Genomic DNA, 12686 nt, shown 5'->3' on the forward strand with positions numbered 1-12686 from the left:
CACATTCGACAAGACCGGGGAGATCTCAACAACATTACTGCTCTGACTTCAGGAGAAAATCACTTACCGCAAAGCTGCTTAGCACAGCTCATTCCAATAACTGCGACGTAATAGCCGCTGATATTGACTACTTCTGGCGATACCAGGAAGGGTCAATATTTCCGAGTTCGATGCCATATAACGATCCTGTTACAAGAAGCGATTCGACCAAACGTGAACTGTCCGCTGTGGACTGCGAAAAGAATGTCGCAGAACATCGACGTTTAACACGTTGCCATAGGGAATTAGCGGAAACATTTTTGGCCATTATTCACTCCTTATTGCGGGTTGCGTTAGGGGCGTATTCCCCGTCGACTGAAATCAGTAAAACAATATTCGCCGCGTAAATGAAATATTCCTTTTAACTTTACTTATCAGAAAAAATGCATTTGCTTAAGCCACCGCACTGTGCAATTTTAGCCAAGTCATTTAGTACCAACCAACTCACTGTTTTTTCTATATTTTCTTAATAATTACAGATTAGGAAAATAGTGTTTCTTTATCTAACTCTTTCATCCTCACTTAAAAAAGGACGGTAAAATGTTTAGAGTCGACTTGCTACCCATTAATCCAACTAATCCAACTAATAGCCTCAATAATTTGCAAGATGAACGCATTATTTCTGCCTTTGGTAGCGGAAAGGCGTTAACTAATACGCACAAAGAGCTGTTGAGCAATTATCAAACAACATTGGATAGAGCAATGAAAAGATTTGGCGATGAGCGCCAATCAAGCAGAAAATTATGTTTGCGAGGAGTGGCAGATCTCAAAAACATGGCGAAAGCCATTGCCGATGAGAGTAAAAATGAAGGTGCAGCGGGGTTAAAACAGGAGCAGACGTTATCACGGATTAGAGCTTATAGCGGCTATGTCGCGAGAGTTAGCCCGCACTGTAACAGTCAGTTTGGCGTCAATTTATATAACGGCCAAGTCAATTCGCCTCAGGAAGCCGTAAAAGAGGCACGACAAAATAACAGGGAGGTCAGGCTAGAAAATAAAATCCAGCGCTTAAGCGGAATGCGTAATAAGCTGGTAGAGCAAAATAATAGCCTCTATGACGACTTGCGAACTTTCCGTAATACGTCTCTGCCACAGAATCCGCTATTTTATAACCACAGAAAAACGGTAGACCGATTAACGCCGAGGAACCATCTCGCAAGAGACGATCTCGCCTGTCGGCACAATGTCGCTTCACTAGATATTCTTGCCTCTGGTTTACCCCAATATTTTGCCGATACCCGTGACGACATTGTCAATAATTGCCGCAGTCTCGAAATGATTAATCTAAAATTGATTGCGCTTTCGTTGAGTCATCACCACTAAAGGTTATTGCCCCCTCTACTGCTGCCAGTAGAGGAGGTTAATTTCTTGTTCATGCAATTGGTGATTAGCAATCTATTCTCGACGTAAACGGCGAGAAATAACATTGCCTAAAGATTGTAATCCCTGCACCACAATAATTAAGACAATGGCCGTGGAAACCGTGGCAAAGGTATCGAATCGCTGATAGCCATAGGTAATGGCTAAATCCCCTATCCCACCGCCGCCTACAGTACCGGCCATCGCCGTTGCGCCAATAAGACCGATGGTTGCAGTGGTCAACGCCAAGACTAAAGAAGCCAAAGCCTCGGGCAATAAAAAATGCCAGATGGCCTGCAAAGGCGTTGCACCCATCGATTTTGCCGCTTCGATAATGCCCGGATTAATTTCCAGCAGAGAGTTCTCCACCAGTCGAGCAATATAGGGCGCGATATAAATAATCAACGGCACAATAGCCCCTGCCGTGCCGATCGTCGTATGTACCACCAGTCGAGTGAAAGGGATAATAGAAATCAGCAGGATAATGAAAGGCAGTGACCTCACAACATTGATAATCGGGTTAATCACTTTATAGAAAAATTGATTGTGAACCAGCCCGCCGGGACGGGTAATGACTAATAAAATGCCTAATGGGATTCCAAGTAATGAACCAATCAGCAGGGAGACGCTGACCATCACCAATGTATCGTGCATGGCGGCCAGAAACTGGTCAAGAGTAATGGCGGTTTCAAACATTAATGCAACTCCTCAACCCGAACGCCTGAATTTTGGAGAAAATCTGTCGCGCGGGCTAATAGCTCGGCGTCGCCGGATAACTGAATTATCATAAAGCCAAGCACGGTATCTTGAACCTCCGACATGCTGGCAAACAGGATATTAAATTCAATATCGAAGGTCTTAATCATTTGATATATCACCGGCTGACCTGCCGTCTCACCTAAAAATTCGAGACGATAACGGCGAATATGCTGATTCGTATTGGAAGCTTGCTCTATGCTTTCCGGCAAACTGTCGCGAATAAGCGTGCGCACAAAATTGAGCGTTGTCGGATGCTGCGGCTGACCAAATACGTCTAATACATTTCCGTGCTCGACAATGCTACCGTTATCCATCACCGCCACTTTATTGCAGATCTTTTGAATCACCGACATCTCGTGAGTAATAAGCACCAGCGTGACGTTAAACTGCTCGCTAATACGCTTGAGCAGCATCAGAATTTGCACGGTAGTTTGCGGATCAAGTGCGGAGGTGGCCTCGTCGCAAAGCAGAATAGAAGGATTAGTTGCCAGAGCGCGGGCAATGCCGACACGCTGCTTTTGCCCGCCGGAGAGTTCGGCCGGATAACTCCCACCGCGATCGGCTAACCCGACCAGCTCAAGTAATTCATTAACCCGCTGATGAATAAATGCTTTGTTTTTGCCTGCAAGAATCAACGGAATCGCCACGTTTTTCCAGACGGTTTTTGACTCCAGCAAATTAAAACCCTGAAAAATCATGCCAATATCTTTCTTCATTTCCCGCAGTTGTTTGGCATTATATTCGCTAATAACTTTGTCTTTGACGATTACTCTGCCCGAGCTGGGCGCTTCGAGCGCATTGATGAGTCTGACCAAGGTACTTTTACCTGCGCCGCTGTAACCAATAATGCCGTAAATATCGCCCTGTTCGACTTTCAAATTGATATTCTTGAGTGCCTGAGTAATTTTCCCTTTTCGTTGAAATACCTTATCAACGTCGTGCAGTTCAATCATTGCCTCGCCCCGAAAATTACTAACTGCCCTAATGCTCACCGAATAATCCGGTGAGCCGATGGATTCTTATTGGTAAACTGCAAATTTCTTGGCAATTTATCTTTTTAGTGAGTCCGCGATTACTTCAAATAATCGGGCAGCAAATACCCCTGATACTGCGCATTGGAAAGGATATATTTTTTGAATTCGGCAGAGTGATAACCTGCAACAATGTCTTTGGCAAACTGCGCGTCTTTATTTTTACCGGCAATTGTCACAATGTTAATAAAGCCTTTTACCGGATTCTCAAGCTTCAGCGCGCTGTTGAGTTTCAAACCGCTGGAGACGGCAAAATTGCCCTGAATTGCACCATAGTCTACATCAGGCAATGCGCGAACCTGCTGAGCGTTATCCATCTCTTTAAAGATCAGCTTATACGGATTTTCGGTGATGTTTTTCTGCGAGAAGGTGGCCGGATCGGATTTCGGCGAGATTTTTATCCACCCTAAATCTTGCAACAGCAGAGCCGCGCGGTATTCGTTTGATGCCTGATTTGGCACCGAAACTGTTTCCCCCGGCTGAGGTTTATCACCGGCTTTATGTTTGTTGGAGTACAACCCCATTGGCGGCGTAGGCACCTGAACGATACCAATATTATTTATGCCGAGACGGTCGTTGATTGACTGTAAATAGATGGGATGCTGCATGATATTGCCGTCAATCTCACCGCTGTCTACCGCGTTATTGACCTGAATACCGTCGCTGAAATCTTTATAAACCAGCTTATATCCCTTGGCTTCCAGAAAGGGACCCACGCCTTTGGCAAACTGCTCTTGATATGGACCCGGATTAAAGCCCAACGTTATCGTTTTTTGCGCAGAATCAGCAGCATAAACGGCGGAGGTAAAGGCCATAGTTCCAGCAATACCGCCAGTGATAAACAGTAAAGTTGCCACCAAATTTTTCTTGAACATCGACATAAAAAATAGCCCTATTTTGATTGTTAATCGTCAAGGGCTATCCAATCATATTGACTCGCCGGAGCTAAACAATAAAAACCGCATAGCTAAGTCATTTATTATCTAACTCTGGCGAAAGTGGAATTGGCAGTTAAATTAATAATGGAACAGGTAATGTCAGAGCATTATGAAACTAAGATGTCGGCGTAATAACGCTCGGCGACGTCAGGATGCGATCGCAAACGCCCTTTTAAATAGTTCCAGCCAACGTCTCGCAATAACGGATTCTGTGGATCACTTTCGGGGCCATTTGCCTGCGCAGCCAACTCGGCGGGCAACTGGAATACCGGCACGACGGCATCAAGTTTTGCACCAAGGAAAAATGCCAGCGAAAGACGCTCCTGACCCGCCGGTGGTGCTATTACACGGTGAACCGTGGCTCGCAAATAGCCGTTGGTTGCCAGTTCCAAAAGCTCGCCAATATTGACCACAAATGCGCCCTCGATTGGCAATGCATCGACCCAATGCCCCTCGTCGACTTCAACCTGTAGCCCCTTTTGCTTATCCTGTAATAAGAAGCTCAGGAAACCAGAATCTTTATGCGCACCCACGCCCTGATTGCTTTCACCCTCGCTGCGTCCAGGATAACGTATCAGCTTGATGTGTTCGTTAGGTTTATCGCCATAAAGCGGGTCAAAGGCGTCGATAGGCAGTGAGAGTGACTCAGCGAAGGCACGCAGAATTTTCAGCGACATTCCGGTCATGGTCTTCTGCCACTCGAGCAGCAGCGGTTTGAGCTCGGGAAGAGAGTCCGGCCATTGATTTGGTCCCTGTAAACGCGACCATGCTGGAGAATTTTCGTTTTGCGGAATAGGCAAACGCTCAGCGCCTAGGTCAAACTGCTCGCGCCAATCAGGCTGGCCCCGGGTTCGTTCCGATGCTGCGCGATTATAGCCACGAAAATGCTTCGAATGGATCATCGCCACCTTATCTTTCTCACTTTCCGGAAGTGCAAAGAATTGCCGCGAGGTATTTTGCACCTCAGTCAGCAAAGTAAGGTAAACGCCATGATTTATCAAATAAAAGAAGCCGATATCCCTTGCAGCTACGCGAAGTTCTTGTAGAAATTCCGCGCGCTGCTCTGGGGTTCCGTCGAGTTTTGACAGGTCAATAACAGGAATTGAAGAGGCTGTAGAATGAGACATAACTGACTCCCTAGTTAATCTGATTCCACTCTATCACCACGAATCCTGGCTCCTTAAGGATTTAAAATGCATTACTTATGCAGGATCCTGCTTGTTCTGCGGTTTAGAAACGAAAATGCTAAAACCAGCCAGCAATGCCAGCACGCCGCCTAATACGAATGCCGCCGAGGTGCCCTGCGTATCCGCCAGAACGCCGCCAAAAAAGGCACCCGCCGCCAGCGCGATTTGGAAAACGCAAACCATCAATGCCGATCCACTTTCGAACATCGCTGGTGCAGCCTGATAAATCCAGATATTCAGACAAACCGGTAATGCACCGAAAGCCAAACCCCAAATAACGATAAGCGTCGAGGCCGCCACTACGCTGCTACTGAGTTGCGAAGCGATAAGCACCGAAAATGCGAGCAGCAAAATATTGCCCAGAAATGCCCGTTTAACGCCGAATTCACGCACGGTAATTTCGGTCAGGAAGGTCCCGACCAGCCCGGCAATCCCGTAGCCCATCAGTAACAGCGAGATATCGGAGGCTGAAAGTTTGACCTGAAAACGCAACCACGGCTCGAGATAGGTATAAGCAGAAAACTGTGCGGCGGCCATAAAGATGCCGATGAACAGCCCGCGTCGTACACCTTTGATTTTCGCGACGGTCAGCAAGGATCCTAGTCCCAATGAATTTTGCGCCGGTAATGATGGCAGCGCGATCCATTGATAAACGAAAACGGCAATTGCCAGCACGGTATTAACCGTAAACGCCATGCGCCAGCCAAACAGTTCGCCGATAAAGGCGCCCGCAGGCACGCCCGCGACGGTGCCGACTGCCACGCCCGCGCTTATCAATGAAATTGCCCGTGAGCTTTGCGCCTCTGACACCAGCCTTCTACCCGCCGGAATAGCAAATGCCCAAAAGCCGCCGACGCCAAATCCGAGAATCAACCGCCCAACTAACAGCGCAGGAAAACTGTGCGCAAACATGGCGATAGCGTTGGAAAGAATGATACAGCCCGACAGGATCAGCAGTAAGGTTTTGCGGTTCAGCTGGCGGGAAATCAGCATAATCAGCGGCGCGGCCACGGCGGCGACTAATCCCGGCAACATAATCGCCCATCCCGCCTGCCCTTCGGAGACGTTGAGCGCGTGGGCTATCGGAGAGAGCAAGCCAATAGGCAGAAATTCGGTATTCACTAACGCAAAGGTTCCACAAGCGAGTGAGAGCACCGCGAGCCAGCGTTGAAGTGAGGTAGTAATGGGGTCGGTGTTTAATGTTGAACATTGGGACATAATAGTTATTTCCAACAGGTAAATTATTTAGATTTGGAATCTAAAGGCAAAGTTTTTTAAAAGGGTTTAATTTTTTAATTTCAAATTTAGTTTTGAATTCAAGTTCAAGTTCAAGTTCAAGTTCAAGTTCAAGGGCATGCGCTTTGCTTACTGCGCGGCGGCGCAGACCGCCCAAAGAGGCGCAGTCGCTCGCCCCTTTGGAATCCCAAGCTTTTTTTCCACAGCTGCAACTTGAGGACTAGAAAGTTACATCTTTCCACAAACTCCAATGTGTGGCGTGGGTCGCGGTGCTCCGCACTCCCGTCACTTCGCTCAGAAGCCAAAAACGTCTTCTTCACCTCCGTTCCGCGCCGCCCTGAAGCCGCCAATTACAGCTTTTACTACAAAAGCGGAAACTCTTGGGCGGTCAAGGACCGATCCCTTAAAGGTAAAAATCTTTTTGTTTGTTTTACCAGAATAAGCATAAATTTCTTAGCTGATATTGAGATTATTAAATCAAGTATTTATATATTTAATTTCTGATATTTATATGATTTTGCATTATTTGATACTAAATATTGATAGAAGGATAAGCAATCGGTGCCTTAGCACAAATATATAACCAGCTTTAAACTTAGAAAGAGTGAGTTGAGGAATCGGCCTTTGACCTCCTAAGAGATCCCGCCCTTGCCGTAATAGCTTGAGGGATCGGCCCTTGACCGCCTAAGAGTATCCGCCCTTGCCGTAGAGGGTTGAGGGATCGGCCCTTGACCGCCTAAGAGTATTCGCCCTTGCCGTAGAGGTTGTGATTGGCGGGATCAGGGCGGCGCTGAGCGGAGATGAACAAGACGTTTTTGGCTTGTGAATGTAGCGAGGGAAGCGCGAAGCGCCGCGACCTACGCCACGCGCTGTGGTCGCTGGAAAGATCTCCCTTTGTAGTCCTCAAGTTGCAGCTGTGGAAAAAAAGCTCGGATTCCAAAGGCTCGAGCGACTGCGGGCCTTTGGTCGGTCTGGGCCGACGCCCAGTAAGCGAAGCGCATGCATTTGACTTTAAAAACCGCAAAGGCTCGGTTAAGCCTCTGTGTTTCTGGGCCGACGCCCAGTAAGCGAAGCGCATGCTTTTGAACTCGAACTCGAACTTGAACTTAAACTTGAACTTAAAAAAATTGCCTTTAGATTCCAAATCTAAAAACTAAGAGCTTGTTCAAGCTCAGTGCCCCCCATTGACACTGATAATCTCTCCATTAATGAATCCGGCGTATTCCGACGCCAAAAATAGTGTTGTGGAGGCTATCTCCTCCGCTGTCCCTAGCCTCCTAAGCGCGATACCCGCCAGCAGGCGTTTTTGTACCTCTTCTCCCATGGCGTCCCACTGTTTTTGTGTGGCTTCGTTGGTTATCACGAAACCGGGAGCCACTGAGTTTACCCGAATACCGAAAGGCCCAAGCTCGTGAGCTAACTGACGAGTTAGCCCCAAAATCGCGTGTTTTGAAGCACAGTAAGCCTGTACGCCGGTTAACGAAGCTTTTAAAGCCGCGCCAGAACTGATGTTAACAATTGCCCCCTTTCCGGCTTGCTTCATTATCGGCGCCACCGCGCGGCTAAGTGCAAACGTTGCGCCAAGGTTAATGGCAACCACCTTGTCCCACTGTTCGTCAGTGATTTCTTCAATAGGTCGCCCGCTTTGACCCACGACACCGCCTGCGTTGTTAATTAAAGCGTCAATTTTACCGCCGGTTATCTCGCTAACGCTGTCGATCCACTGCTGCGCGGCTTGGCGATCGCAGAGGTCAACGACGGTGGTGTGAATGCCGAAAGCGTTAAGATCCTCAAGTTTTTGCTGTTGAATGTCGCAACCAAAAACGGTGGCACCCGCTTCGGCAAAACGCAGTGCTATTTCGCGTCCAAAACCGATCGCCGCGCCGCTAATGGCAATGTTCATGCCTTTGAAATTCATCATTTTTCGAGTAACTCCAAAATATTGCAGTCAGACTGCGGACGTTTTCCTTGTTCGATTTCTTTAATCAGCTGGATAAGGCCCTCAGTCTTCGGACACTTGATTCCAAACTCTGCGCCGATGCGTACAACCTCACCCAGTTGGCCGTCGACTTCGGTGGTACGTTTTCGTATGGCTAAATCACGCCAGATACCCGAATGCGTTTTCACATTGGGGCGATTGAATTCCACCATATCGATAATGCTCTGCTCGCTTAATGAAAGCGGAGCCTCAGGATCGAAAGCCTCTGGGTTGAAACCGTTAAAACTTTTCAGCGCGATGCCATTTGCTCGCCCTACAGCGACCACCTCTCCTGCTAATTCACGCCATAACGGCCACAATTCTTGACGAGCGAGAGAGTCTGCAATGCCGACCTCGCCCACCGCCTGCGCAAATAACAGAGAGGCATAGCCCAATTTTCCCCATAAATAGGCATTAATGTCGCTGGTTAAAATGGCGTCGGGTTCAAAGTGACAGATGTCTTGATGCAGGGCGACCACGCGCGGAGTAATTTGCCCATCGAGCTCGCCGACTACCACGGCAGCCCGGTTGGAATAGGTAATTTGGCCAGGTGCGGTCCAGTCGGCACCAAAATTAACGAACGAACCTAGCGTGCGCGCTTTGCCTACCACTGATGCGATAGTTTTTTCACACAATCCGTTTTGGACAGAAAGCACAAAACCGTCTTCGGCGAGAAAAGGCTGCAAGGTCTCACTGGCAATAAGAGTGTGATGCGATTTTACGGCCAGAAAAATACGTGACCAGCGGGTATCAGGGTGAGCCTTTAATAGCGTTGCTGGCGTAAAAGCTGCAGCATGTTGGGTAAAATTGTCGATAGGCCCAGAAATAGTTAACCCCTGTTGCGGATCGTTCATTGCAGCAACATGAGCCTCGTCAATATCGACAAAAGTGACATCATAGCCAGCACGTAAGAGATACGCGCCCAACGTGCCGCCGATGGCTCCCGCTCCCCAAATCAAAATATCTTTCTTCATTTCGCCCTCGTTAATTGCATGACCCTATTACTCGAGTAAATACCCAAACCATCTTGTTCATATATATGAACACTATTTTTATATACGAATAAAACCTAACATACAGGTCATTTATCGTCCAGCGGGGGATTTTAGTGGGAATTAAAGACAATAGGATTTCGTTATGACGCTCTAAAAGGATTCAGAGCGCGCAAAGATGAGAGACAGCTCGAGGTTTAAGACGAAATCAGGAAAAAATCAGTTTATCAGGCAGTTAATTTCATGTAGGCGCTAAGCTTAGCGGCTTCGCTAAATAACGATTCAAGGATCGCGTTTTTTTTATCGGCAAAACGGGCCGTTACGCATGAGACATTGAGTGCTGCAATAGGATTTTCGTATACGTCCAAAACCGCAACAGAAATGCCTGTTCCGCCCACATCGTACTCATCAATCACCTGACAATATTTTTGCTGCCGCGCCTCATGAATCCGCTGCATAACCTGCTCAGGCTCTGTAATAGTTAACTCTGAGTAGCGCGTTAAGGTCGCGTCCTTCAGTAAAGCCTGACTTTCGGTTTCACTTTTATACGAAAGTAAAATGCGTCCCATCGCGGTGCAGTGAACGGGCAAAATCTGCGCCAAATCGGCCTCGTAGCGAATTGGCTGATGAGATAAAGACTGTAAAATCAGCTTGATATTGCCTTCTTCAGTCAACACGCCCATGCTGATCGTTTCACCCAGCTGCGTCGCCATCTCTTCCATGGCGGGTCGCGCCACCGCCGTCAGCCGGCGTAATGCACTGCCGCCCCAGCCAAATCCATGCTGCTTAAACGCCTCGTTAATGTAATAACAACCTTGATTATCTTTTAATAGATAGCCACGGCTGGTGAGGGTTCGCAGCAAACCTAGCGCACTACTTTTTGGCAGCTCAAAACGAGCTGCAACGCTTGCCAACGAAACACTGTGCGATTGATTAGAGAAAAACTCCAATAAATCAAGCGCGCGTGCAGCGGATCTCACAACATCTGACATGGTACAGCTCCTGGGAACAGCTCGATTCAACTTGATTATTAGGGTTCTGTTAGCCAGTCGATAATTTCCTGACACATTGCCGTGGGTTGCTCAATCGGGATCATATGGCCGCAATCAGGAATGACCCGCAAAACGGAGCCTGCAATACGCTCCTGCATTTCGATTGCCTCTTCGAAACTGCGCATCCGATCGTCCTGCGCGGCGATTATCAATGTTGGACAGCTGATTTGCGCAAGATTATGCGTATCACTGCTGCGGTCCAGCTTGGATTGGCGCACAAAAACCCCATACCCCAAGCGCTGGCCCATCGATTTTAAACGATGTAGCAGCTCTGGGTCTTGGCTGCGATCGATGTGCAACGAGTATCCAAGCGATTGATTACTCAGTCCATTGTAAGATGTCGCGGTCACGGCGTCGGCCGCAGCGGCTTTGATACGCTGCTGCTTGTCTGAATCAGCGCGGCTAGAGGTTGCTACTAAAATCAGTGCAGAAACACGTTCAGGAATGCGTTGCAGGATTTGACGTGCGACATAACCGCCCATCGAAAAACCCAGCAAAACAAAAGTTGGCGGGCATGATTCGATAATGCGTTCGGCCATTTCAGCCATCGTTTCGCCCTTATCCAGCGTTGCCAGCGTGAGAATTGCGCCCTGTTGTTCTAAAGGTTCTTTTACCTCATCCCACAGTTGGTCATCTGTCATATAACCCGGGATTAACACCATATTACCGATAGACATCGTGCAGTCGATTCCTTGATGATTGAAATACAAAGCTTTTATTAATTGAGCTTACACCATTAATCAATCAGCTTTAATGATAAACAACGTTAGGCCACATTTTCGGTGAGTGAAAAGCCGCGAATCGGAAATTCCGGGCTGTTGGCGCAGTCCGACAAATAGCGCGCAGGCGGTTTTCCCTGTGCTTTTCGAAACATGGTCACAAAGCTGCTGGCACTTTCGTATCCTAAGTCCAGCGCGACGGTTTGCACGCTGGTCCCTTCAGAAAGTTTCTGCAAGGCGAGAATGACATGCAGCTGTTTGCGCCAGCGATGCACGCTTACGCCTACCTGATGGGTAAAAGTGCGGCTCAGGCTGCGTTCACTCATGCCAATCCGAGCTGCCCATTCAGAAAGTGTCGATTTATCAGCGGGATCTTTCAGCATTCCATCGGTTAGCTGGCGCAGGCGACTGTCTCTCGGCAAAGGTAGATAAAGATCTTCAACTCGGGCTACGCTCAGTTGATCGAGCAAGACGTTTACCACTTTTCCCTCAGGACCTTGCTCATCATAAAGCAGCGGAAAATGCGCCGCGTGCAGCAGCAGTTCACGCAATAGCGGGCTCACGGAAAGCGTGCAACAGGTGGTCGGCAACGACAAGTTAGCGTCGGGTTCAACAAACAGGCTGTAACACTGATTGACGCCAGTGCCGCGCGCAGAGTGCATTAGTCCACTTGGGATCCACACGGCGCACTGCGGCGGCACCACCCAAACCCCCTGCTCCAATTCACAGCTGATAATCCCTTCGAGTGTATAAAGCAGCTGCGCTTTGCGATGACTGTGCATCGCGAGCTCCCACGCTCCGTTGGCGCGCGAGGCCCCTACAGCGATGATCGGCCTGTCGATTGAATCGATTGAAACTTTATTACAGTCGCCGGGATGACATTGGATGATGGGCATCTTTATTAAGACTCCGTAAGGATTTGGCTGAAACGGTAAATAATATGGCCGAATTGCGCATTGTAGTCCAGCGACTCTGGTGGCTAAATATCGGGCTTAACGGGGAGAATGAAAATATGTATCACGAAAGTATTGTCAGTGAACTGTTGGATTGGATTGAAGACAATCTGGATCAATCCTTGACCTTAGACACCATTGCCGCGAAATCGGGCTACTCAAAATGGCACCTGCAACGTCTCTTCAAAACATTTACGGGTCAAACATTAGGGACTTACACGCGCCAGCGTCGTTTGACCATGGCGGCGACGGAGCTGCGTCTTACACAAAACTCGGTTTTGCGAATTGCCGATAAATACCAGTTTGACTCTCAGCAGACGTTTACCCGCACATTTAAAAAGCAGTTTAAAATTACCCCAGCGGTGTATCGGCGCTTGGAAAGCTGGCCGGAACAAGGAATGATTTCCAAGGTTGAGATTGCAAATGAGGCAATTTTAGATTTG

12 protein-coding genes and 1 pseudogene are annotated in these 12686 nt (G+C 48.1%); 3 read left to right on the forward strand and 10 right to left on the reverse strand.

Going from position 1 to position 12686, the window contains the following annotated elements; all coding sequences use genetic code 11:
* Window positions 1-579 precede the first annotated feature (579 nt).
* Window positions 580-1362, forward strand: coding sequence for a hypothetical protein (locus tag SC206_RS09995; protein ID WP_332736704.1), 783 nt, complete (start codon window positions 580-582; stop codon window positions 1360-1362).
* 72 nt (window positions 1363-1434) lie between these two features.
* Here SC206_RS09995 and SC206_RS10000 read toward each other — a convergent pair whose 3' ends face one another.
* From SC206_RS10000 to SC206_RS10020, 5 genes are all read right to left on the reverse strand, one after another.
* A complete protein-coding gene (locus SC206_RS10000; protein WP_332736706.1) occupies window positions 1435-2094 on the reverse strand; it encodes a methionine ABC transporter permease in 660 nt (219 codons plus the stop codon).
* A complete protein-coding gene (locus SC206_RS10005; protein ID WP_332736708.1) occupies window positions 2094-3110 on the reverse strand; it encodes a methionine ABC transporter ATP-binding protein in 1017 nt (338 codons plus the stop codon). The genes SC206_RS10000 and SC206_RS10005 overlap by 1 nt, the downstream gene beginning before the upstream one ends.
* A gap of 119 nt (window positions 3111-3229) precedes the next feature.
* Complete coding sequence (locus SC206_RS10010; RefSeq protein WP_332736839.1) at window positions 3230-4003, reverse strand: MetQ/NlpA family ABC transporter substrate-binding protein; 774 nt, start codon at window positions 4001-4003, stop codon at window positions 3230-3232.
* 230 nt (window positions 4004-4233) lie between these two features.
* Window positions 4234-5253: an isopenicillin N synthase family dioxygenase gene (locus SC206_RS10015; RefSeq protein WP_332736710.1), complete on the reverse strand. Its 1020-nt coding sequence runs from the start codon at window positions 5251-5253 to the stop codon at window positions 4234-4236.
* Between the two features lie 75 nt (window positions 5254-5328).
* Window positions 5329-6531 carry an MFS transporter gene (locus SC206_RS10020; protein WP_332736712.1) on the reverse strand — a complete coding sequence of 401 codons (1203 nt, stop codon included), beginning with the start codon at window positions 6529-6531 and terminating at the stop codon, window positions 5329-5331.
* 818 nt (window positions 6532-7349) lie between these two features.
* On the opposite strand from SC206_RS10020, the gene SC206_RS10025 reads away from it, so the two are divergent.
* Window positions 7350-7616, forward strand: a complete 267-nt coding sequence (locus SC206_RS10025; RefSeq protein WP_332736714.1) for a hypothetical protein — start codon at window positions 7350-7352, stop codon at window positions 7614-7616.
* Window positions 7617-7720: 104 nt separating this feature from the next.
* On the opposite strand, the gene SC206_RS10030 is transcribed toward SC206_RS10025, so the two are convergent.
* The 5 genes from SC206_RS10030 to SC206_RS10050 form a co-directional block, all read right to left on the reverse strand.
* Window positions 7721-8470, reverse strand: coding sequence for an SDR family NAD(P)-dependent oxidoreductase (locus tag SC206_RS10030; protein WP_332736716.1), 750 nt, complete (start codon window positions 8468-8470; stop codon window positions 7721-7723).
* The gene (locus SC206_RS10035) at window positions 8467-9501 is read right to left on the reverse strand and encodes a ketopantoate reductase family protein (protein WP_332736718.1); all 1035 of its coding nucleotides are present in this window, start codon (window positions 9499-9501) and stop codon (window positions 8467-8469) included. Before SC206_RS10035 ends, SC206_RS10030 begins: the two co-directional genes overlap by 4 nt.
* Window positions 9502-9746: 245 nt before the next feature.
* Window positions 9747-10511 carry an IclR family transcriptional regulator gene (locus tag SC206_RS10040; RefSeq protein WP_332736720.1) on the reverse strand — a complete coding sequence of 255 codons (765 nt, stop codon included), beginning with the start codon at window positions 10509-10511 and terminating at the stop codon, window positions 9747-9749.
* Between the two features lie 38 nt (window positions 10512-10549).
* Window positions 10550-11248, reverse strand: a complete 699-nt coding sequence (locus SC206_RS10045) for an alpha/beta fold hydrolase (RefSeq protein WP_332736721.1) — start codon at window positions 11246-11248, stop codon at window positions 10550-10552.
* An 89-nt stretch (window positions 11249-11337) separates the two neighbouring features.
* On the reverse strand, window positions 11338-12186 hold the full coding sequence (locus SC206_RS10050; RefSeq protein ID WP_332736723.1) for an AraC family transcriptional regulator: 849 nt from the start codon (window positions 12184-12186) through the stop codon (window positions 11338-11340).
* A 116-nt stretch (window positions 12187-12302) separates the two neighbouring features.
* Here SC206_RS10050 and SC206_RS10055 point away from each other — a divergent pair.
* Window positions 12303-12644: pseudogene (locus SC206_RS10055) on the forward strand (helix-turn-helix domain-containing protein); the annotation flags it as partial.
* Window positions 12645-12686: the final 42 nt, after the last annotated feature.

This window comes from Rouxiella sp. T17, assembly GCF_036663475.1.
GTDB lineage: Bacteria > Pseudomonadota > Gammaproteobacteria > Enterobacterales > Enterobacteriaceae > Rouxiella.

Excerpts from the sequence above, each read along its gene's own strand:
- SC206_RS09995 (WP_332736704.1), top strand. The coding sequence starts at position 580 with ATGTTTAGAGTCGACTTGCTACCCATTAATCCAACTAATCCAACTAAT.
- SC206_RS10000 (WP_332736706.1), bottom strand. The coding sequence starts at position 2,094 with ATGTTTGAAACCGCCATTACTCTTGACCAGTTTCTGGCCGCCATGCAC.
- SC206_RS10005 (WP_332736708.1), bottom strand. The coding sequence starts at position 3,110 with ATGATTGAACTGCACGACGTTGATAAGGTATTTCAACGAAAAGGGAAA.
- SC206_RS10010 (WP_332736839.1), bottom strand. The coding sequence starts at position 4,003 with ATGGCCTTTACCTCCGCCGTTTATGCTGCTGATTCTGCGCAAAAAACG.
- SC206_RS10015 (WP_332736710.1), bottom strand. The coding sequence starts at position 5,253 with ATGTCTCATTCTACAGCCTCTTCAATTCCTGTTATTGACCTGTCAAAA.
- SC206_RS10020 (WP_332736712.1), bottom strand. The coding sequence starts at position 6,531 with ATGTCCCAATGTTCAACATTAAACACCGACCCCATTACTACCTCACTT.
- SC206_RS10025 (WP_332736714.1), top strand. The coding sequence starts at position 7,350 with ATGAACAAGACGTTTTTGGCTTGTGAATGTAGCGAGGGAAGCGCGAAG.
- SC206_RS10030 (WP_332736716.1), bottom strand. The coding sequence starts at position 8,470 with ATGATGAATTTCAAAGGCATGAACATTGCCATTAGCGGCGCGGCGATC.
- SC206_RS10035 (WP_332736718.1), bottom strand. The coding sequence starts at position 9,501 with ATGAAGAAAGATATTTTGATTTGGGGAGCGGGAGCCATCGGCGGCACG.
- SC206_RS10040 (WP_332736720.1), bottom strand. The coding sequence starts at position 10,511 with ATGTCAGATGTTGTGAGATCCGCTGCACGCGCGCTTGATTTATTGGAG.
- SC206_RS10045 (WP_332736721.1), bottom strand. The coding sequence starts at position 11,248 with ATGTCTATCGGTAATATGGTGTTAATCCCGGGTTATATGACAGATGAC.
- SC206_RS10050 (WP_332736723.1), bottom strand. The coding sequence starts at position 12,186 with ATGCCCATCATCCAATGTCATCCCGGCGACTGTAATAAAGTTTCAATC.